Below are 20393 nucleotides of genomic sequence, written 5' to 3' on the forward strand. Positions count from 1 at the left end.
AGTCCGGCCACGAACGTCGTCGTTTCGACGGCCCGTGGAGCGATGGTCAGAAGGAACCGGGTGAGGACTCGTGATAGTGGACCAGCACCCATCTATCATCACTGATCCGGGCGAACATCGAAATCCGGATGTCCACGTCGAACCGCTCGTCACCCACGTCTCGTCCCGCGAAACGAAACCGGAAAAAGGCGCGTCCCCCATCGTGCCCTGCCTCGGTCGACACATCAGTGGCCTCAGCGATGTCCACGCTTCCGACCGACTCGAATGCCTCCCGGTAGTACCGTGCGATCTCATCACGGGTTCGTAGTGGCCGGGCTCGTTCCCCGGCGACATAGAAGAGGGTGTCCTCCAGCGGTGGACCGGCTGGCGGAGGCGGTGTTGACGCGGTATCGCCAGGAGAAGGTAGGGCCACCAACGGCGAGCCGGTGGAGCGGGTCGTGGCCAGCGCATTGCGGCAGTTCGAGGATGCCTTCTGCGGGTGCACGGTGGCGCGGTTGGGTCCGGCCGCTGGTCGACGAGAAAGGCCGCATCGAGCGTATCCCGTATGAGCTGTGTGTGCTGGTGGCGCTGCGGGACGCGCTACGTCGTCGTGAGGTGTATGTGGCTGGATCCGGCCTGTGGCGCAACCCCGAAGACGAGCTACCCGCGGATTTCGAAACCAGCCGGGATATGCACTACGCCGAGCTGCGCCAGCCCTCGGATGCTGCGGAGTTCCTCTCTGGGTTGAAGCAGCGCATGACCAGCGTACTGGAGCGGTTCGATTCCGCCCTCGCCGACGGAACGGCTGGCGGGGCCCGGATCACCCGGTGTCGCGGCGAACCGTGGATCTGCTCGACGTGCTCAAAGAGGCCGACTTCCTCACCGAGTTCACCGGCGAGTTCACCTCGGTGGCCTCCCGCGAGATCATCGACCGGGTCACGCTGCGCCGTCGGCTGCTGCTGTGCCTGTTCGCGCTGGGCACCAACATCGGCATTCGACAGCTGGTCGCCACCGGCGAGCACGGGGAGACCGAGGCCGCACTGCGCTACGTCCGCCAGCAGTTCATCACCCGCGACAACATCCGCGCGGCGGTGGGCAAGCTGGTCAACGCCACCTTCGAAGCCCGCGATCCGCAGCGGTGGGGAGAGGGCACCGCCTGTGCCAGCGATTCGAAGAATTTCGGTTCGTGGCAGTCGCACCCGATGACCGAGTGGCACCAGCGCTACGGCCGCCCGGTGCGATGACCTACTGGCACGTCGAGCGCAAACACACCTGCATCCACTCACAGCTTAAATCCTGCTCTTCGTCCGAAGAAGGCGGCGATGATCGGCGGCGATGATCGAGGGACTGCTGTGGCACTGCACCGACACCGTGGCCGAGGCCAACTACGTAGACACGCATGGGGCCAGCGTGGTCGGGTTCGCCTTCACCGAACTGCTCGACTTCCGGCTACTACCCCGCCTGAAGAACATCGGCTCCATCCGGCTCTACCGGCCCGACGAGGACGCCGCCTACGCCCACCTCGGAGCGATAACCACCAGGCCGATCAAATCGGATCTCCTCGCCCAGCAATACGACCAAATGGTCAAATACGCCACCGCGCTGCGGCTCGGGACGGCCGAGTCGGAGTCGATCCTGCGCCGGTTCACCCGCGGCGGCCCCGAACACCCCACCTACCAGGCACCGGAAGAGTTGGGCCGGGCGGTGCGCACCATCTTCGCCTGCGACTACCTCGCCTGCCCACAGCTGCGCCGCGAGATCCACGGCGGGCTGCAGGTCGTCGAGAACTGGAACTTAAGGCAACGGCGTCATCTTCTACGGCAAGGACGGCGACCTGGCCGGCCCCGATCGCGAGTCCGCCGAAGTCTCCATGCTGGCGCTGCACTTGCTGCAGTTCGCGTTGGTGCACGTCAACACGCTGCTGCTGCAGAACGTCCCCGATACTCCAGGTTGGGCCGACCTGCTGGGCGAACACGACCATCGAGCGCTCAGCCCGCTGTTCTGGTCCAACATCAACCCCTACGGGCGATTCCGACTCAACATGGACACCCGGCTCGACCTGACCGCAGTTACCAGCTGAACCGAGCACGCAGCCGTCTCAGCTGAGGATCCCTCGCCGTACGTAGGCAGAGGGTTCCGCAATTGACGGACGGTCACGTGCCCCAGGGCGCGAGCACGGTGGGGCGGTACTCGACCAGCTGGATGCGGCCGTCGAAGGTCCGGTGCTCGATCATCTCGAGGACGACGTCCGGGTAGCCCTCGTAGATGCGTTCTGCGCCCGTGACGCCGGTGATCACCGGGAGCATGACCACTCGGAAGTGGTCGACGAGTCCGGCCCGTAGCGGGGACCGGCACAGGCTGAGGCTGCCGATCGTGCTGAGGAGCCCCGAGCCGTTCTCCTTCATGGCGCGGACCGTCCCGACGGCGTCGTCGCGGACGAGTGTGGAGTTAGCCCACGTCAGTGGCTCCTCGAGCGAGGAGGAGAACACCACCTGGGACGCTTGCGTGAGCTCGCCGACGGACGCCTCTTCTTCGGCCCTGAACTCGTCTAGGCCCTCCGGGACCCCGCCGGCGGCGAAGCCGGACATCTGACGGTAGCTGTTCGCTCCCATCAGGTAAGTGACCTCGGGCTGCTCGCCGGTCCAACCGAGATATTCGGGGCCCTCCATCCCCCACCATCCTGGCCAGCCCTCTCCTGATGCGTTGCCGTCGAGGGAGGTGATGAAGTCGACGAGAAGCTCTGACATGTTCGTGTGCCCTTTCCGTGCTGTCGGTGGCCGCCGGATGCGTCATGGCCCCCGGTTGTACGAGGTTGGACGGGTGACGAGTCCGGAACTCATCGGTTTGCGAGACCCGAGCCGCACCGTCGTAGCCTTACCTTGTGCTCAGGCTCGGGTTTCCCGTGATCGGCGTGGCCGAGATGGATCGCGCTGTCAACTTCCGGACGTGAAGATGCCAACCTCGACTGGCCCCGGAGTGACGGCCTGAGGTGGACCCGCGCGAGCTCTCTTCAGACTGACGGTTGTTGGTCGAGCAGCCCGACGGGGTCGGCGCTGTAGGCGACCATCCAGCTGGGGTCGATGCGATACCACACGTTCTCGTCCCAGAACGGATCGTCGCCATCGCCGTCGTAGTGGTTGACGAGGTAGTCGCGGACGGTCGGCCAAGTCGGGTCGCTGCTCGTCCCCTCGGGGTTCAGCGGAACGGCGTGTCCATGCGTGAAAATGCCGAGCTGCTCGCCGCGCATGAAGGTCGCGCTGATTCCGGGCCGCGCCGCGAGATTACGGGCTTTAGCGGCCTGACGGTGGGTGCCGACGATCCAACGGCCGTGCAGGAGGTGCCCGTCGGCGCCGCTGATGCGTGGCTCACCGCGCCGGGTGACCGTGGCAATAGCCAGGGTGCACATGCCTTGGCAGACTCGGACGACCTGCTCGGCGTCCAAGGTGCTTTCACCTGGCCGGATAATCGACTTGAGATGGCTGCTGGAGCCAGCCCAAGACGTGTCGAGCAGGACTTGAAGGCTGCGGAGCTCATCGGGAGTTTCGAACATTCGGCTAGGTAATCAGCTCCCACCGACAAAAGCGCCTGTTCGCCGTATCCCGGCCGACCGTCTATCGCACGCTGCAGCGAGGCTCGACTTCAGGCGGGCGCAGCTGATCACCGTCTACTTTGCGGCTGTCCGGAGCAACCGGAGAACAGGGTCTTGTTGGAGGCTAAGCGACGTGTCCCCAACCGGCTCGGGTTCGCGTTGCAGCTGGTGACGATGTGCAATGCCGAGACTTTCCTCGATGATCCGCTGGGGTGCCGGCGGAGTTGGTCGACTACCTCGCCGAGCTGCTCGGTACCGGGGTGCCTCGGGGTGAAGGCCTATGGCGAGCGGCCGATGACCCGGTTGGAAGGCCAGGGGGAGATCCGCAGCACTGACTCGTGGCGGGAGTTCTCCTGTGTCGAGGGCGAGTTGGGTGGGTGGGTCGAGACGCGCGCCTGGACGCCGCGATCAGCGAGCTGCCGGCTACGAGGTCCGCGACGGCGCACTGCTGTCGCCGGCAGCAGGCCGCCGGTCCAGCGCAGCACCGCGACCGCGGTCGCGGTGGCCCCGGCGAAGATGGCGAGCTGCCAGGCGATCCCGGCCGCTCCAGTGATCGGGGCACCGCTGCCGGCCAGTGCGGTGGTCAGGTTTGACCCATACCGCGATGCTTGACCAGCCCGTGTAGATCCCGAGCAGCGCCCACAACAGGGTCCCGCCCGAGCCAGGGCCAGCCGGCGATCACCGCCTGATGCTCCAGCGCGATACCCAGTGCCCGCAGCAGTGCGGCGACCATGTTCACGAAAACGACCAGGGTGGACCAGCTGGGCTCCAGTTCGGCGGCAACGAGCCACACGCTGAAGCCAGCGAATACCACCGCCAGCGGCGCCGCCAGCCGGTCCCGCAGCGCCAGGTCGGGCACGGCGGTGGGCAACGCCCATACTGTCCACGCCACGCTGAGTGCGATCACCAGTGACCCAATCGAGAACGCCCACCCTACCGGCACGATCGGCGGTTCCCCGGCCCGATCCGCGTCGTGAACGCGCCTGCCGCCAGGCTGTACACCAGCGTGCTCACGCTCTGACCTATCGCCAGCACCAGTAGCACCGTGCGGATCGCGCGGGTACTACGGGAGTGCCGAGATCGGGGCCTGGGCTGTGTGGTGGATGTCGGGTATGGGGGTGTGGGGCAGGATGACGAGGTGGGTGTGGTATCGCGAGGCCTGGCCGGCTTGCCGGGTGAGCAGGTCGCTGGCGCGTGGACTGAGGTAGGCCAGCTCGGTGAGGTCGACGACGACGGTCCGCAGACAGGAGCGCAGGCGATGGGTGAGTAGTTCCTCGAGTGCTGACAGGCTGCGGTCGTCGAGGTCACCGGCCAGGTGCACGATCGTGGTGTCGCGCTGGGGCCGGGTCAGGGTGACGTGGAGCGACTGGCGCTGGTTGGGAATCATGGGGCGACCTCTGCAGGGTACTGGCCGGACTGGCCATACGGGTGGAGCGTGGAGCCCAGGGATGCGGTGCGGATGCCGGGCACCGTGCGGGCCAAGGCCAAAGCGAGACGGCGTTCGGCTTCGTCGGTGAAGGGGCCGTGCACGATCACGGCCGCGTCGGTGACGGTGGCGTGCCAGCGTGGCGTGCCGGTGTAGCCGTCGAGGATCGCCTGGGCGCGGGCTTGCAGGATTCCGTCAGGGGTGAGGACGATCCGGAGCAAGTCGCCGCGGCTGAGGATGCCCAGGAGCCCGGCCTCGTCGTCGAGGACCGGCAGGCTGCGCCGCCCGGAGGCGACCAGCAGCCGCACCGCCTCGGGAAACTCCTGATCGTGGAGCAAGGCCACGGCAGGAGCACTCATGACCTCGGCCACCGTGACCGCCCGCAGTTCGACCTGAGCTCGTAGCAGGTCGCCGCCGCTGACCATGCCCACCACGGCGTGCTCGCCGTCGAGCACCGGCAGTGCGGCGTAGCCGTGCTCGGTCAGCAGCACTGCCGCCTGATGTGCACTGTCCGACGAACGCACCGAAACCACCGGCCGTCGCATGATGTCCCACACTCGCATGATGCCCTCCCTCTCCGCTGTTAAGTGAAGTATGAATAACGATTTACAGTTCGTCAATGTTGTCTGCGTGATCATATCTGTGCAGTTCATTCGTATTTGACGAAATATAGTTCGTCATTCATGCTTCGCTTGTTAGGTGAGGGGGAACGATGAGTGATCACCAAGTGCCGGTGGCACTGGCCGAGGCCGCGGACCCGGTGGGGGCGGTGCGGTCGGCGTGCCTACAAGCCTCCCCAGGAGAGGTCGTGGTGCTGGTAGTGAACCGGGCGGGTTGGCCGGTGATCTCAACCGATCCGGTCGCGGTGGTCAGACGCGCTCACCGGGTCGCCGCCGAGCAGGCTCGGGTGTTGGCGCAGGTGTGGCCCGTGGCGGCGGCCGAGACGCCCCGGAATGGTCTGCGCGTGTTCGTCGTATGGGCCCGGTGGTGGTCACCGGTTGGGTCGCGCTGGTATGCCGCCCGCAGGCGGGCGGCTCTGCGGCGAGCGAGGCGCGGCTGCCGCGCCGGTGTCGTGGTAGGTGACCAGGGAGCCATCCCGGACACGCCCACACCATCTCCAGGCGGGCGCGGCTCACCTGTGCGCAGCGAGTGGGGGAGGCGGCGGTGATCGCGGGTACGCCCTGGTGGGCCTGGACCGGCGTGCTGGCCGCGATCGTGCTCATGCTGGTGATCGACCTGCTGGCGCACCGGCGGGCGCACGTGGTCTCGATCCGCGAGGCTCTGGGCTGGTCGAGCATCTGGCTGAGCCTGGGACTGGGCTTCGGCGTGGTGATCTGGCTGAGCCAGGGCGGCACGGCCGGCGGGGAGTACTTCGCCGCCTACCTGGTGGAGAAGTCGCTGGCGGTAGACAACGTGTTCGTCTTCGCGCTGCTGTTCGGCTACTTCGCCGTGCCCCCGCAGTACCAGCACCGGGTGCTGTTCTACGGGGTGCTCGGCGCCCTGGTGATGCGGGCGGGCTTCATCGCCGCCGGAGCGGTCCTGCTTGAACGCTTCCACTGGGTCATCTACGTCTTCGGTGCCCTGCTGCTGCTCACCGGGATCAAGATGGCCCGCCACCGCGAGTTCGAAGTCCACCCCGACCGCAACCCGTTGGTGCGGCTGACCCGCCGACTGATGCCGATGACCACCGAGTATCACGGTCAGCGGTTCTGGATACGTCAGGCCGGCCGGTGGGTGGCCACGCCACTGCTGGTGGTGCTGGTCGCGGTGGAAACCACCGACCTGGTCTTCGCAGTGGACTCCATTCCGGCGGTCTTCGCTGTCACCAGCGATCCGTTCCTGGTGTTCACCTCCAACGCCTTCGCCATCCTTGGCCTGCGGGCGCTGTATTTCCTGCTGGCCGGAGCCATGCACCGCTTCACCTACCTGCGCTACGGGCTGGCCGCGATCCTGGTCTTCGTTGGCACGAAGATGCTGCTCACCGACCTCTACAAGATCCCCATCTGGATCTCCCTGTCCGTGATCATCGCCCTCATCGGCGGCGCCATCGCCGCAAGCTGGTGGCGCCGGGCCCCGACCACGACACCAGAACACTGATACACGAAACCAAACTGACTTATCATGGCGGCATGAACCCTGCCATCAAGTCCACCAACACGGGCCCGGCCGCAGACGAGCAGACATCACCGGGCTGGACATTCCTGACCAACCACGGCCACGTCCTGCTGTGCCTGGCCGCCGAAGGTGATCTGACCATCCGCCAACTCGCACACCGCGTCGGCATCACCGAACGTGCCACCCAGTCCATCATCAGCGACCTCATCGACGGCGGCTACCTCACCCGCACCCGCGTCGGACGCCGCAACACCTACACCGTCAACCCCAACGGACCCTTGCGCCATCCCCTCGAAGCCCACCACAACGTCGGCACCCTCATCCACGCCCTGCGCTAAGCCCGTACCCAACATTCAAGTGCGAGCATCGCCGAACGCGAGCAGACTGGTGACCTCGGCGATCGCCTGGCCGGAGGGCTTGAAGTAGCGACGGAGGTTCTCCGGCGTCTTTTGCCGGGACTTCGCCATCAACAAAGCAACGACGCGCCCCGCTCGCCGAGGTGGGTCAACGCCGAGTGGCGGAACTCGTGCAGATCCCCACCCCGTGCCAGGGCCGCGCAGCGCGGTGTAGGCATCCAGCAGAGCACGAGACCGACCATAGGACAGCCGCGCCAACTCGGTGTCCGGGCCCGCATCGCGCGGTCCGAAGACCTTGCCGGGAGCGGGACGGCGATGGGTGACAAACTCCGGCCCGCGGGCGCGCCCCTTGAACAGCCGGGGCAGCAGGCGGACGGTACCGGCGTCCCAGTAGACGGTTTCCAGCACGACGTCCCCGCGGGCCTGCCCGAGGAGGCGGGTCTTCGCCCGAGCGCCCTTGGCCATGACTGCCGCGCTGCGCCCGGCCAGGTCAAGGTCCTCGATGTTGAGAGCAAGGATCTCCTCGGCGCGACCGGCGGTTTCGTAGAACGTCTTCTCTCGAAGCGCGACCTCGCGACGTGCCACCAGCCGAGCAATCGCCCTCCGAGACCGCACCGGTGTCTCCGAATCCGGGGGGGCGCGAGGCGTGTGCACCATCCCGGCACGGCCGGGCCTCATCGCGTTCCCGGCACCAGGCCAACCAGGAACCCACTGCGGCGCGGCGGGTGTTCCAGGTGCCTGCAGCTGCCCGGCCCACAGCGATTCCAGGGCCTCGCCGGCGTCGTTGTCGGCCACCGCCGCCGGCGGGCGATGCTCGTCGGGCACGAACTCGGCCGAGAGCCGGTTAATGGTCAGTTCCCCGGACTCACCCTCGATCACCCGGGCCCAACGTGAAGTAGGCCGTGAACTTCGCGATCGAGTAGGCCCGTACCGCGTTGGGGACCGTCCGCACCGAGTCCGAACCAGAGTTCACCTGACGCCGGCTGAACTGATCTATCCCCCGCGCCGCCTGAGTGGGGGAGCTGCCCTGGAGAACGTTCAGCCCAGCGGAGCGAACTCGACCCCCTCGGTCGGAACGGTGTGGGCGACGCGCCCCGGCGCGCCGGAGAATCTCCAGTAGAGGTTGGTGTAGGCGACCGCCTCAGCGGCGCCGATCGGCGAACCCAGCTGTCGCAGGTCCACAGTGGTGTGGGCGTCCTCGACCAGCACGGTGTCGTAGCCGCGTACCAACGCGCCGTGCAGTGTGGACCGGATGCAGGCGTCGGTCTGGGCGCCGGTAACCATCAGCCGTCCCACACCGCGTGCGGCCAGGATCGTCTCCAGCTCGGTTTCCTCGAAGGAGTCACCGTAACTCTTGTGTACCAGGGGCTCGTCGGCGTTGCGGGAGAGCTGGGTAACGTATTCCCATTCGGCCGATCCGAAGACCAGTTCCTCGTCGGAGTGCTGCACCCACACCACCGGGACCGCTTCGGCCCGGGCTCGGTCGACGAGCGCAGCGATGTGGGCGACAACGGCATCGCGGTTGTGGGCCTCGGCGACGACACCGCGCTGCATGTCGATGACGAGCAGAGCGACACGGGGCCGATCGGGCATGGTGGGCATGGAGGTACACCTCGGCATCTCGTGTCGGTCGTCCGCTGAGATGCCGGACTCTACCGGCGGGCACCGACACGACCGGAACGCGGAAGAGGTCGGTGCTACGAAGTGACCGAACGCCGGTGAACCGGCGCGAGTGGGCACCGCCCCCCAGTAGCCCGGTCCGGTCACGTCCGGTGGTGGAGTAGAGCGGAGTTTCGCGGTCACTTCGTGCACGCCTCTGTGGAGACGATCTTCATGGAGTGGTGCACGCGTACGATTAACACGGCCTTCTGCCCAACCGGCGAAGAACCGGCCCCACCACATCTCGAACGGGAGGCACGATGAGAATCGAGATCGACGAGGAGAAGTGCATCGGCGCCGGGCAGTGCGTCATGAGCGCTCCGGATACCTTCGACCAACGCGACGAGGACGGAGTCGCGTTCCTGCTCGAGGACTCTCCGACTACGGAGCGGCAGGCGCAGGTCCGTGAAGCCGCGACACTGTGCCCGGCCGCCGCGATCACGGTTGTCGAGGACCGCTCGTAGTCGGCGGAAGTCCCGTCCCCGCGAACACGTCCGCACCGCGCGGCTGCCATCCGCTCGGCCGCGTGCGGACGCACCTCGACGAGCCACGGCCGGGACGGCTCGCCTAGAGACTGTTCTCTCGGATCCAATCCACCACCTGCCCGGCGTGCTCTCGCGGCACGGAGACCGGGTGGAAGACAATGCTCGACGAAACCCTCACGCACGATCAGGGTCAGCCGCTCGTACAGCCGCAGCCCACCTGCCCGGAACGTGGGAAGCCCGAGTGCTCGGTTCAGGCTGTGCGTGGGATCGGACAGCATCGGAAACGGCAGGGCCAACCGCTCGACCAGTTCACGCTGGTAATCGGTGTGCTGGCTGGACAGGCCGAACACCCCGGCCGCACCCGCTGCCAGCAGTTCCCGGTGGTGATCGCGGAAACCGCACGCCTCGGCGGTGCAGCCGCGTGCTCCGGGAATCGTGTCCCAACCGTCGGGCAGATCGACCTGCGGGCTGCCGGTGAGCGGGTAGACGTAGACCACCGTGCGCCCCTTCCCGAGGGTATCGAGGCGGGTCCTCCCGCCGTCGGTGTCACGCAACGGCAGACCCGGCATCGGCGTGCCGGGCAGCTCCCCGCTGCTGCCACCCGCAGGCGCGGGCGAGTCATCGGCCGAAGGCGGGTGTTCGGTTCCCGCTTGCCGAACCGTCTCGGCCTGTGAATCAACGTCGCCGCGGTGGGCGGCCCGCGCGAGCTGCTCCCGCAACGCCGCCCGCCGGGTGGTCAGTTCGTCGATACGGCGCGTGAGCTCGTCGATGGCGTGCCGGTAGGTGGCAAGTGAGGCGGGGCAGTCGTCGGCGTTCCCGTGGCCGGCCGCGAGGCAGTCCAGAAACGGCCGGCTACGTCCCGCGGGAATTCCGAGCTCACCGAGCTCCCGAATCTGTCGCACCAACCGCACGTCGTGCTCCCCGTAGTTCCGATAACCGTTGGCCAGCCGCCCGGGAGCGAGCAAACCCAGCGACTCGTAGTAGCGCACCGCTTTGGTCGTCACGCCGGCCCTACGGGCCACTTCACCGATTCGCATCCCTGTCACCACCACGAACGCTAAACCCCGCCCTCGAGGGCAAGGTCAACTCGGAACCACCGGGCACGGCATTGTGGAGACCGTGCCCGCGCACTGCCCAGGGAGCTGCCGTTCACTCGAACCCGGATGCTTCAGAAGCGGGCCGGACGGAACGGTTCGGCCAGCGGATGCGGGGTGCCGAGCACTTCCTGGGCCGCGATCTCGCCGAGCACCGGGCCCAGCGACACGCCGCTGTGCGCGCACAGCGTGTCGGCGGGCGCGCACGTAACCTCCACGTGTCGTCGGGGAAACATCACCGACGAGCGGGAAAGAATGTTCCACCGCCGTCGGTGATGTCGACGCAGCAGGATCCGGGGTTCATGCTTGCCGAAGAGTCCGCGCGAGCCGCCTCGGACGAGACGATGGCCGTTCGGGACGGGGAACTGGAAGCCGGCGAGCACGACACCCCCGTGGTCGTCGCGGGCACCGGTGACCAGCACTTCCGATTTCATACCCGCTACGCGTCCGGGTTCGAAATTGCAGACGCACAGCACCTGCCGCCCCAGCAGGTCCTCGGGCATGCAGTACTCGGTGATCTGGGCGCTGGACGTGCGCACGCCGTGCTCACCGAGATCGACCGAGAGCACGTAGCAGGGGTTGCGTGCTGCCGCATTCGGCTCGGCGGTGACGACGGTACCCACTCGAAGCTCGACCCGTTCGAAATCGGCCCACTCGATCGTCGTCGTGCCATACCCGTCAACATCGGCCGTCCCGTTTGACAGGACAGTGCGTTGCCGTCACCGAACGGCGTGTACCGGTGCCACCGGCATCGAGGTCCGAGCGTTCACCGGAACGACCGCACTGCCACTTCGGCCGCTCGGGCGATGAGCGCGCTGTCGTACTCGGCGTCGGCCGTGTCCCGGTCGGACAGCACCGCGAGCACGATGGGTGCCCGCTCCGGTGGCCACAGCACGGCGATGTCGTTGCGGGTGCCGTAGTCGGCGGCGCCGCTCTTGTCGCCGACCCGCCAGCCGTCCGGGGCTCCGGCCCGGATGAGCTCGTCACTGGTGGTGACGTTGCGCAGCATCCTGTTGAGCACGGCACGTTCGTCCTTCGGCAACGCGTTTCCGACGGTGAAAGCTCGCAGGCTGGTTGCCAGTGCGCGCGGGGTGCTGGTGTCGCGGATGTCGCCGGGCTCGGTCTCGTTGAGTTCGGGCTCGATGCGGTCGACGTGGGTGGTGGTGTCACCGATCTCGCGCAGTACCGCGCTGAGCCCCTCGGGACCGCCGAGCTCGTCGAACATGAGGTTCGCGGCGGTGTTGTCGCTGTGGCGCACGGCGGCGTCGAGCACGGCACGCAGGGTCATACCGCTGTCGACGTGCTTTTTCGTGATCGGCGAGTACGCGACGAGATCGGCGCGATCGTAGGTGATCCGCTTGTCGAGTCCTTCCAGCGAGGTTTGCCGCAGCACCGCTCCCGCCGTCAGCGCCTTGTGCGTGGAGGCGTAGGCGAAGCGCTCGTCGCCGCGGTAGGACAGTTCCCGTCCCGTCGCCGTGTCGACGGCGTAGACCCCGAGGCGGGCGTCGAATTCCCGTTCGAGTCGCTCGAAGTCCTCGTGGGAAACCGAAGCGGCGGAGGGCGTGGTCGTCGAGCTCTGCGGGGGAGCCGGCTGTTCTGCCTGGACGCCGGTGCATCCGACCAGGGTGAGCAGGGCCGCCGAAGCCAGCAGGGCTCCGCGGGTACGCCGTGCGAACAAGGCGGTTCCTTTCGTCGTTGCTTGTCCCGAGCAGTCTCACCGGCCCCGACTCATCCTGTACAAGTCACGAACGGATGATTCGATGCCGAATGCGTATAAGCTGTGGCTGTGGACCTGGTTGGTGGTTGCAAGGCCTTCGTGGCCGTTGGCGAGGCGGGCAGCTTCACCCGGGGAGCGGCTCTCGCGGGCATTCCCCAGTCGGTGGCCAGCCGCCGCGTCTCGGCGCTCGAGCATCACCTCGGTGAGCTGTTGTTCGACCGTTCGAGCAGAAAGGCGGTGCTGACGCCGTTCGGCAGGGACATGCTTCCCTCGGCACGACGACTGGTGCGGCTCGCGGACGCGATGGAGCAGGACGCGCACCGCGCCAGGTTCCGTCCGCTGCGGGTCGCCGTCCCCGAAACCTGCACCACTCGTGATCTTGCCGAACTCGACTCCGAGGCACGTGCTCACGAGCTGTTTCTCGAGTTCCGCCCGGCCCCGCCCGGCGAACGTTCCGAGCTGGTGCGCACCCACCAGGTCCGGGCGGCCGTCACGGCGGTGCCCGCCGATACCGGTGTGTGGACCGTCCCCCTGGGGGTGGCCGGCACTACCGCGCTGGCACCGGGCAAGATCTACTTGGAAAGCCTGCGTGTGGGGCGATCCGGCCGGCTGCCACGACGTCGGATCTGGATCCAGCCGGAGGACGATGTTCCACACGTCCGGGACCGCCTCGTGCGGGTCCGTGACGCCGTCGGGCTGCGCCCCTCCCAGGTCAGCGTCGCCGAGTCCCTGACAGCGGCGACAGCCGAGGTGCTCGGCTCGGCGGACCTGCTGGTGTGCTCGGCCGCGCAGGCCCGCGAACTGGGCATGACGTGGCGGGCGATCGGTGAGCTGCGGGTCGAGCGCGGCTTCGGTATCGAGGCCGTCGTCGCCGACGACGCCACCCGCATCCGCGACCGGCTCCGGCACGCCGTCGCGCGATCCCTCGGGGCGGAAATGGCCGAACGGGAGACGGAGTGAACTTCGAATCGCTGATCAGAGGACTGCGAACAGAACTCGACAACGGAGGGCTGCGGGGATCGTTTCTCGTGCGCGACCTGCACTCCGGCCACGAGCTCGGCATCGACCCGGACGTGCAGTACCCGATCGCCTCACTGATCAAGATCCCACTGGCCGCCGCCACGCTCGAACGCGTTCGCCGCGGCGAGCTCGACGGCTCCACCGAGGTGGAGGTGCAGCCCGGGCGCATCACCACGCCGGGACCGACAGGGCTGAGCCGATTCCACCACCCGGCCCGCGTGGCACTCGACGACCTGCTGTACTTGAGTACGTCGATCAGTGACGGCGCGGCCGCCGACGCGCTGTTCGACCTGACCCCTCCCGAGGAAGTCACCCGACTGCTGGGGCAGTGGGAGCTGCACGGCATCACCGCACGCCACAGGATGCGCGACCTCACCGCCACCCCGGCGGAACGCCTCGATCCCACCGAGGTGTCGCTCGCACACTCACTTGCCATCACCGCGGGCACCACCGGGAACGGTCACCCGCTGTCGCAGCTCGATGTCACGCGTGCCAACACGGGCTCGGCCAGAGCCCTCGTCGATCTGCTGCAGGCACTGTGGACCCCCTCCGGCATACCGCGAAGCATCGGCACGCGGATACGAGAACTCATGAGCAACAACCTGCTGCGACAACGCCTGGCCCCGGATTTCGTCTCCGATGCCTCGACATGGGCGTCGAAGACCGGGACGCTGCTGAACCTGCGCCACGAGATCGGCGTGGTCGAACACGCCGACGGACGGGCCTTCGGTATCGCCGCGCTGACCGAATCGCACGTGGCAGCGGCCAACCAGCCCGAAGCCGACGCGCTGATGGCATGGGTGGCGCGAACACTGCGCGACCAGCTGCGGCGTGGCTGACCCGCCAGGCCCCGCCGGGACAGCGGCGTGCTCGCACCTGCACGGTGGGGTGCTCGCGTCCTGGATAGGCTGAACGGCCGTGACGGTGCGTAAACCGGTGCGGCGTGGTTGTTCGACTCGTGCTTCACCGCACCGTCGCCACCACCGATTCGGACGAAAGGACAGGGTTGATGACTGCCGTACAGGGAGCAACGGTGGATGTTCCCACCCCGGACGGGATCGCCGACGCCTATCTGACGCATCCCGACGACGATGCCGCGCATCCTGCCGTGCTGTTCTACATGGACGCCTTCGGGATACGTCCCCACCTGACCGCGATGGCCGACCGGCTGGCCGCCGCCGGCTACACCGTGCTGGTACCCAACGTCTTCTACCGCCACGGGCGTGCCCCGGTCGTCGAGCTGCCCGAGTTCATCGACCCGGGCAGGCGTCCCGAGATCTTCGACGAGATCGGCCCGATGATGCAGGCGCTGACCCCCGAGCTGGCGATGCGTGATGCCGGTGCCTACCTGGACTGGCTGCGACAGCGGCCGGAGGCCGACGGGGGAGCGGTCGGAGTCACCGGCTACTGCATGGGGGCGGTGCTGGCGTTGCGCACCGCCGGGACCTATCCGGACCAGGTGACCGCCATGGCCGGTTTCCACGGTGGTGGTCTGGCGAACCAGGAGCCCGACAGCCCGCATCTGCTGGCCGGAAACATCACCGCCGAGCTGTACTTCGGCCACGCCGACCAGGACCACGCCCTGCCACCCGAACAGATCGAGCGGCTCGACCGGGCGCTGACCGAGGCGGGGGTGTCTTTCCACAGCGAGGTGTATCCGGGTGCCGGGCACGGCTACACCCAGGCCGACACCGCCGCCTACGACGAGCAGGCCACCGAACGGCACTGGTCGGCGTTGCTGGACCTGTTCGATCGTACGTTGAAGCCGGGCTCGTAAGACCAGCAGCCCGTGGTGGCCGCGGGTGCACACTCCCGATGTCGGTGGCGTGTCCGTCGTTCGGTCCCCTGGCGCGGCCCGGTACTTTCCTCATTGGTGGGGGACGGATACACCCGCCGAGCGGAGCTTGGTCTCGATCAGCGAGGTCAACCGGGCCGAGACCGGCATCCGGTCCTGCCGGTGGTAGTTGATCACCCTGTGTTGCGGAACGGAGTCGAACCAGGCCTGTAGGCTGCCGGAATTCCCCAGCAGCGTGGGGTTGGCGAGGAAGTGCTCGGCAACGGCGGCCGCGAGTTCCCCGACACGGGGGTCGTCGGGTTGCCAGTTCTCGGCCTCCCAGCAGCGTTTGGCGAGGTCGACGTAGCCGGGATCGTCGAGCCGGTGTTCGAGCAGGGTCAGGAAGCCGTCGAACCCCTCGGGCACCAGCGCCAGCGACAGCACCAGGGCTTCCCGCTGGGTGGTCACATAGTCCGGTTCGAAGCCGAGGGCGGACATCCGGTGCAGCAGCTCGAGAGCACGCTCGGGCAGCAGGGCCCGGTCTCCCTCGGCGAGCTGGTGCAGCGTCTCACGCCGCGCGATCAGCTCCTCGATCTGCTCGGTCAGGCGCCGCTGCACGTCGGCGAGTGCCGCGCCGAACCGCTCGACGTCCGCGTCGAGCACCACCCCGACCTCGGCCAGCGGCACGCCTGCGGCCGCCAGCGTGCGAACCTGAACCAGCCGCAGCAGCTCGTCCGAGCCGTACCGCCTGTAGCCGGAACCGTCACGCGGTGGCTCGTCGAGCAGGCCAAGCTTGTGATAATGCCGCACGGTTTTGACCGTCACCCCAGCGAATGCCGCCGCCTGTCCGATCGTGACGCCATAGGCCATCCGTCAGCTCACCTCGGAAGAACGTGGGGCTTCGGGGGTGGAGGCGATCTCGCGAACCGCATCGGCGACGGCCCGGAAATCCTTGCGCAGGATCTTCGAGTGGTTGCTCGCGACCTTCGCGCTCACCTCGAGGTGCGGGTTGCGGGCCAGCACCGGGTCGAGAGTGGCCCGAGCCCGTTCCATCTCCTCGGCTCCGCCGCCCAGATTGCCACCCGAGGCGACCACCCACCGCCCCGGGCAGGCCAAACCGTCCAGCACGGGCTCGAGGGCTCCGAGGCTCTCGTTGATCTCGATGTTGACCTCGGCGTGCTGCTCGGCGGAGAACCGTGCCGCCAGGCCCAACCGACGGGCGATCGGAAACATCCAGCTCAATCGGCGAAACAACGTACGGATCCGTTCCCGGGCCGCGTCATCGATCCAGTCGTAGGGCATCGCACCGTCGACCGGGACCACCCCCAGGGCGCGGTCCGGGTTGCGATGGGCCCAGTGCACCGCGAGCGCGGCCCCGTAGGACCAGCCGACGAGAATCGGCCGGTCCACGTTCCTCGCCTCGAGAACGGCGTCGATGTCACGGACACACGCCTCGAACGAATAGTCGGCGGACCGCTTCGATTTGCCGCGGGCGCGCTCGTCATAGGTGATGTGCCGCCAGCCGCTACCCAGTGCCCCGACGACGCGCCGCCAGTGCGACTGATCGGCATAGCACCCGTTGAGATAGACCACGGCACGACCGGGCCCACGCGTATCGGTCACGGCGAGCGCGGTGTCTTCGACCGGCACCATGCCGGTCCAGGGCGGACCGGACGAACAGATCGAGTTCGAGAAGTTCATGCGATGAAGTGTGAACCCTGACCCGAGGTCAACCTCAACACGTGCCGCAGCCCTTGGAGGGGAATTCCTCGAAGCAACCGGGGGCGCTCGGTAGAGAATTCGATCCCCCGAGCACCGGGCGCCGCCGCGCGGCCGCGGAGTCGGGCAGGCAAGCTCGATCACGACGGTGATTGCCCGGCGAGACCGGGGCGTTCACCGATCCCCAGCGCTCCACCTGTCATCACCGTGACGAAATCATCGCGAGCAAGCCCGCGGCCACAGCGGCGGCGCCCGGGACGAGGAGCTGGCCATGGTGGATGCGTTCTGCTCCCGCCACCACCTGAGCCGCGCGAGGCGCCCGAGGATCACACGGGCGGTGGTTCTGCCGCAGCAGGTGGACCATCCGCGCATGGCAGAGGTCACCAGACCCGAACCGCACCAACACGATCCGCACCCCGACACGTTCGACGACCGCTACCCTGCACTGTCCACTGGGTACGAATGTGCGGTCGTTCGGTTTCCCGAATCAGACACAGCGGACGAGTCCGGCGAGTAACATCCCCCGACACGTTCACGCAGCCGGATCCGAGGGGGCTCAATGGAGTCTGATCGATCCCTCCCGCATTTCACGGGGTTGCACGCGCTTCTGACACTGATCCGGAACCTGTACCACCGGCCGCGGTTGCTCACCGCCCCGTCACCGCACGATCGGCGTGGTGACCAGCCTCTTCCGCTCGTCTGCCTGCACCGGGACCAGTCGGTCACGGATTTCCTGCCGAGGCTGAAGGAGGCCCTGGACACCGCGCTGCCGCAGGTTCCCCACGCCCTCATCGACGCGGACGAGGTCGTCGACACCACCACCGACGAACCGACCCAGCGTCTGCTACCCCTCCTGCACGCGATCCAACAGGAACTCGGTAAGGACGAGTTCACCTCGGGCGGCATCGGCGAGTTCGACAACTACAAGCTCATCGAGTGGCTGACGCGGTAACACCTGCCGCCGGAACAGGGAAAACGCGACAAGCCCGTACGTCACCTGCTGCGGGAATGGACCGGCGGCCGCCCAGGAACCGGAGGGTTGCGCACGCTCATCTCCGAAGTTCCACACGCTCTGACCCGCTTCGTGCTGAGCGTATTCCTCTGGATCGGCCAGCTCCTGGGGATGCGGTGGCTGGCGGGGAGAGTCCCGGGCCTCGGCCGCGAAGCACGCTGGATCATGCGCCAGCCGTTCATGGTGCCGCGGCACTCCATCGGCCTCCAGGGCTTCACCGAGCGCCTGACGCTCGACCGGCGCGCCTCCGAAAGCCAGGAACAGATCAAGAAACTGCTGCTGCACGCTTTCCTGGAGGATCTCCGCATCGCCTACCGGCGCAGACGATTGCGAATCCTGCCGCACAGGGCCGGCTGGCGCCGTACCACCTACGCCACGGTTCTGTTGGACAACGTCCGCGACACCAACGGTGGTTGGGAATTGTTGCGGCTGATCAACGAGGTACGCAACGAGACCGGCAAACTCGATCCGCTCCTTGTCGTCGCGGCCACGGACGACCCTCCACGGGCCCCGCAGGACCTCAATCCCTCGCTGACCGCCGCCGTACACGCGAACGAAGCCCTCTCCGAATGGCAGCGACGGCTGCCCACCCGGCGGCAGAAACTCGCTCCCGACGCGCGCTACCTGCACATCGAACTTCCAGCCGCCACACCCGAGGCAGAAACCACCGGCGAAGACCGAAAAGCCTGGCAGGATGCGGCGAGCTGGCATCCCCGACGTGCTCCGCTGCTGGCACGACGGTACGTGTGCGAGGCGCTCGTGCTGGTCCTGCTGGCCGCGGGTCTGATCCAACCCGCCATCACAGTCAGCCAATCCTGGACATCGAGCTGCGCCGCGTTCGAGCGATGGTTAGCAGGAACGGTCGCCACCCGCGTGAGTCGTCTGGGTGCCGCCGGCGAGCAGTGCCTCGGCTACAGTGACAGCGCCGTACAGGTGTTCGGCGCCAACGAGCGGCTGCGTTACGTGCAGTCCGCCGTACACGCGCAGAACGAACGGGCGAAACGGCTGCATGCCGATAACCCTCACCGGCCTTACGTCACACTGATCTATTTCGCGGGGTTGACCAACAGCCGGTTCGGTCCCCGCACCGATCACGCCGTGGCGGAAGAATTGGAAGGACTGTTGCTGCGCCAGCAGGAACAGAACAAACGGTCCGCGACGGAGCCGCTGCTTCGGATCATCATCGCCAACGGTGGTACAGGAATGCGGGGTGCGCCCGAGGTGACGCGGGAACTTCTCGTGCCGCTCGTCGATTCCGATCCCACCATCCTCGGCGTTGTAGGGATGGATCGCAGCGTGACCGAGACCGAACAGGCCATCCGCATCCTCGGCGAACACGGCAGCCCCGTCCTCGGCTCCACACTGACCAGCACCGAGCTGACCGAGCTCACTCCGCTCTACTTCCAGCTCGTGCCCGGAAACGAAAAACAGGCCGAGCTGATCGTCAACTACGCGGCACACCTCAACTCGCCGAAGGTCACCCTGTACCACCCGTCCACGAGCGGACGGAACATCTATGCGGCGACGCTCGTCTCGGCGCTGACCGAGAAGTTCGACAGTACCGACATCGCGCTGAACGAGCGCACGTGGCAGCGTTCGGTCAGCGAGTTGGCACCGCTGTGCGCCGAGGACACCGACCGCAGCCGGGAGATCGCGTTCTACGCGGGCCGGGAGAACACCTTCGGCGACTTCCTGCGCACCGTCCGCCGCAACTGCCCGGACTCAGCCGAACTCCCCATGATCGTGGCTTCGGACGCGGTGTCGCGGTTCGTCTCCGACCAGCGCAGCCGCAAAACCACCGAGTTCAACGGTGTGACGGTCTCCTACGTCGGCATGGGAAGCCCCGTGATCCTGGCCGGTGAGGACTGCGTGGCCGGCCGTGCCAACTCGCTGCCCGCGGGAGGAACACAGCTCAACGCGTTCTGCAGCGGCTACCGCAAGCTGCGCGAGACACTACGCACACAGCTATCCCGAGTGGAGGCGCCGAACATGCCCTGGCCCGGCGAGCGGGTCGGCGGCCTGTACGACGCCGCGGGGTTGTTCGTCAACGCCGTCATCGCCATCCGCCACGAGCGGGGGCCGACGAAGAGTGGCCTCACCCCACACCGCGCCGAGGTGGCCCAGCAACTTCGTGACACCTCGTTCGAGGGGGCCACGGGCACGATCGACTTCGGTCGTTCCCAAATCGCCGATGACCGCAGCCTTGCCGTCCTGCGCATCGACAACATCAGCGAGCTCCGCGGTCCGGCAGGAACACCGACCTGCGCATACCTCATCGGGACGGTCTACGACGGAGGGCATCCCGACACCGCGACCGGGTGCCCGCGCATCGAGTAGCACCGTGGCCAGCAGAGCTGCCGGAGAACCAGGGGGTGAGCGTCACAAGCGCGGGGGAGCGGTCAACTAGTCGACCTCCCAGCGGGTGCGTGAACCGATGCGGCCGCGTCA

The 20393-nt window shown here is 67.4% G+C and carries 21 protein-coding genes and 4 pseudogenes; 12 read left to right on the top strand and 13 right to left on the bottom strand.

Annotated features, from left to right (window positions below; genetic code table 11):
* Window positions 1-46: 46 nt before the first annotated feature.
* Window positions 47-484 carry a nuclear transport factor 2 family protein gene (locus tag BLR41_RS06620; protein WP_176797854.1) on the bottom strand — a complete coding sequence of 146 codons (438 nt, stop codon included), beginning with the start codon at window positions 482-484 and terminating at the stop codon, window positions 47-49.
* Between the two features lie 322 nt (window positions 485-806).
* On the opposite strand from BLR41_RS06620, the gene BLR41_RS23655 reads away from it, so the two are divergent.
* From BLR41_RS23655 to BLR41_RS23660, 3 genes and pseudogenes are all read left to right on the top strand, one after another.
* Window positions 807-1223 carry a Tn3 family transposase gene (locus tag BLR41_RS23655; RefSeq protein ID WP_218119963.1) on the top strand — a complete coding sequence of 139 codons (417 nt, stop codon included), beginning with the start codon at window positions 807-809 and terminating at the stop codon, window positions 1221-1223.
* Window positions 1224-1314: 91 nt separating this feature from the next.
* Window positions 1315-1725 (top strand): annotated as a pseudogene (locus BLR41_RS23830) (Tn3 family transposase); the annotation flags it as partial.
* Between the two features lie 88 nt (window positions 1726-1813).
* The gene (locus BLR41_RS23660) at window positions 1814-2059 is read left to right on the top strand and encodes a Tn3 family transposase (RefSeq protein ID WP_342745342.1); all 246 of its coding nucleotides are present in this window, start codon (window positions 1814-1816) and stop codon (window positions 2057-2059) included.
* Between the two features lie 73 nt (window positions 2060-2132).
* Here the strand turns inward: BLR41_RS23660 and BLR41_RS06630 are convergent, their stop codons facing one another.
* The 5 genes from BLR41_RS06630 to BLR41_RS06655 form a co-directional block, all read right to left on the bottom strand.
* Window positions 2133-2726 carry a dihydrofolate reductase family protein gene (locus BLR41_RS06630; protein ID WP_092627084.1) on the bottom strand — a complete coding sequence of 198 codons (594 nt, stop codon included), beginning with the start codon at window positions 2724-2726 and terminating at the stop codon, window positions 2133-2135.
* Window positions 2727-2989: 263 nt separating this feature from the next.
* Entirely contained in the window at window positions 2990-3529 is a 540-nt protein-coding gene (locus tag BLR41_RS06635; RefSeq protein ID WP_092627085.1) for a PNPOx family protein, read from the bottom strand.
* 622 nt (window positions 3530-4151) lie between these two features.
* Window positions 4152-4475: a hypothetical protein gene (locus BLR41_RS06645; RefSeq protein ID WP_092627086.1), complete on the bottom strand. Its 324-nt coding sequence runs from the start codon at window positions 4473-4475 to the stop codon at window positions 4152-4154.
* A gap of 156 nt (window positions 4476-4631) precedes the next feature.
* Window positions 4632-4955: an STAS domain-containing protein gene (locus BLR41_RS06650; protein WP_092627087.1), complete on the bottom strand. Its 324-nt coding sequence runs from the start codon at window positions 4953-4955 to the stop codon at window positions 4632-4634.
* A complete protein-coding gene (locus BLR41_RS06655) occupies window positions 4952-5557 on the bottom strand; it encodes a CBS domain-containing protein (RefSeq protein WP_218119965.1) in 606 nt (201 codons plus the stop codon). Before BLR41_RS06655 ends, BLR41_RS06650 begins: the two co-directional genes overlap by 4 nt.
* 149 nt (window positions 5558-5706) lie before the next feature.
* Here BLR41_RS06655 and BLR41_RS22415 point away from each other — a divergent pair, with 149 nt between their 5' ends.
* Genes BLR41_RS22415 through BLR41_RS06665 form a run of 3 tightly spaced genes read left to right on the top strand, consistent with a single transcriptional unit; the run spans window position 5707 to window position 7447 of the window.
* Entirely contained in the window at window positions 5707-6162 is a 456-nt protein-coding gene (locus BLR41_RS22415; RefSeq protein WP_143013017.1) for a hypothetical protein, read from the top strand.
* Window positions 6159-7091, top strand: coding sequence for a TerC family protein (locus BLR41_RS06660; RefSeq protein WP_092627088.1), 933 nt, complete (start codon window positions 6159-6161; stop codon window positions 7089-7091). Before BLR41_RS22415 ends, BLR41_RS06660 begins: the two co-directional genes overlap by 4 nt.
* Before the next feature lie 32 nt (window positions 7092-7123).
* Window positions 7124-7447, top strand: a complete 324-nt coding sequence (locus BLR41_RS06665) for a helix-turn-helix transcriptional regulator (protein ID WP_092627089.1) — start codon at window positions 7124-7126, stop codon at window positions 7445-7447.
* 15 nt (window positions 7448-7462) lie between these two features.
* On the opposite strand, the pseudogene BLR41_RS06670 reads toward BLR41_RS06665, so the two are convergent.
* Window positions 7463-8281, bottom strand: a pseudogene (locus BLR41_RS06670) (site-specific integrase); the annotation flags it as partial.
* 222 nt (window positions 8282-8503) lie between these two features.
* Window positions 8504-9067 (bottom strand): isochorismatase family protein, encoded by a 564-nt coding sequence (locus tag BLR41_RS06675; protein ID WP_092627090.1) that lies wholly within the window; start codon window positions 9065-9067, stop codon window positions 8504-8506.
* 317 nt (window positions 9068-9384) lie between these two features.
* Between BLR41_RS06675 and BLR41_RS23420 the strand changes: the two genes are divergently transcribed.
* Window positions 9385-9588: a ferredoxin gene (locus BLR41_RS23420; RefSeq protein ID WP_092627091.1), complete on the top strand. Its 204-nt coding sequence runs from the start codon at window positions 9385-9387 to the stop codon at window positions 9586-9588.
* A 103-nt stretch (window positions 9589-9691) separates the two neighbouring features.
* Here the strand turns inward: BLR41_RS23420 and BLR41_RS23425 are convergent.
* From BLR41_RS23425 to bla, 3 genes and pseudogenes are all read right to left on the bottom strand, one after another.
* Window positions 9692-10646 (bottom strand): annotated as a pseudogene (locus BLR41_RS23425) (MerR family transcriptional regulator).
* A 395-nt stretch (window positions 10647-11041) separates the two neighbouring features.
* Window positions 11042-11362, bottom strand: a pseudogene (locus BLR41_RS23835) (tRNA-binding protein); the annotation flags it as partial.
* A gap of 107 nt (window positions 11363-11469) precedes the next feature.
* A complete protein-coding gene (gene bla / locus BLR41_RS06695) occupies window positions 11470-12381 on the bottom strand; it encodes a class A beta-lactamase (protein ID WP_092627093.1) in 912 nt (303 codons plus the stop codon).
* A 102-nt stretch (window positions 12382-12483) separates the two neighbouring features.
* Between bla and BLR41_RS06700 the strand changes: the two genes are divergently transcribed.
* The 3 genes from BLR41_RS06700 to BLR41_RS06710 all read left to right on the top strand — a co-directional run bounded on the left by BLR41_RS06700 (window position 12484) and on the right by BLR41_RS06710 (window position 15217).
* Complete coding sequence (locus tag BLR41_RS06700) at window positions 12484-13380, top strand: LysR family transcriptional regulator (protein WP_342745335.1); 897 nt, start codon at window positions 12484-12486, stop codon at window positions 13378-13380.
* Window positions 13377-14279 (top strand): serine hydrolase, encoded by a 903-nt coding sequence (locus BLR41_RS06705; protein WP_092627095.1) that lies wholly within the window; start codon window positions 13377-13379, stop codon window positions 14277-14279. Before BLR41_RS06700 ends, BLR41_RS06705 begins: the two co-directional genes overlap by 4 nt.
* A gap of 170 nt (window positions 14280-14449) precedes the next feature.
* Complete coding sequence (locus BLR41_RS06710; RefSeq protein ID WP_092627237.1) at window positions 14450-15217, top strand: dienelactone hydrolase family protein; 768 nt, start codon at window positions 14450-14452, stop codon at window positions 15215-15217.
* A 90-nt stretch (window positions 15218-15307) separates the two neighbouring features.
* On the opposite strand, the gene BLR41_RS06715 is transcribed toward BLR41_RS06710, so the two are convergent.
* Together BLR41_RS06715 and BLR41_RS06720 are read right to left on the bottom strand one after the other, a co-directional pair.
* Window positions 15308-16084, bottom strand: a complete 777-nt coding sequence (locus BLR41_RS06715; RefSeq protein ID WP_092627096.1) for a MerR family transcriptional regulator — start codon at window positions 16082-16084, stop codon at window positions 15308-15310.
* 3 nt (window positions 16085-16087) lie between these two features.
* The gene (locus BLR41_RS06720; protein ID WP_092627097.1) at window positions 16088-16915 is read right to left on the bottom strand and encodes an alpha/beta fold hydrolase; all 828 of its coding nucleotides are present in this window, start codon (window positions 16913-16915) and stop codon (window positions 16088-16090) included.
* 577 nt (window positions 16916-17492) lie between these two features.
* On the opposite strand from BLR41_RS06720, the gene BLR41_RS23080 reads away from it, so the two are divergent.
* Together BLR41_RS23080 and BLR41_RS06730 are read left to right on the top strand one after the other, a co-directional pair.
* Window positions 17493-17885 carry a hypothetical protein gene (locus BLR41_RS23080; RefSeq protein ID WP_218119968.1) on the top strand — a complete coding sequence of 131 codons (393 nt, stop codon included), beginning with the start codon at window positions 17493-17495 and terminating at the stop codon, window positions 17883-17885.
* 87 nt (window positions 17886-17972) lie between these two features.
* Complete coding sequence (locus BLR41_RS06730; protein WP_218119969.1) at window positions 17973-20282, top strand: type 1 periplasmic-binding domain-containing protein; 2310 nt, start codon at window positions 17973-17975, stop codon at window positions 20280-20282.
* Window positions 20283-20393: the final 111 nt, after the last annotated feature.

This window comes from Actinopolyspora mzabensis (assembly GCF_900101095.1).
Taxonomy (GTDB): domain Bacteria; phylum Actinomycetota; class Actinomycetes; order Mycobacteriales; family Pseudonocardiaceae; genus Actinopolyspora; species Actinopolyspora mzabensis.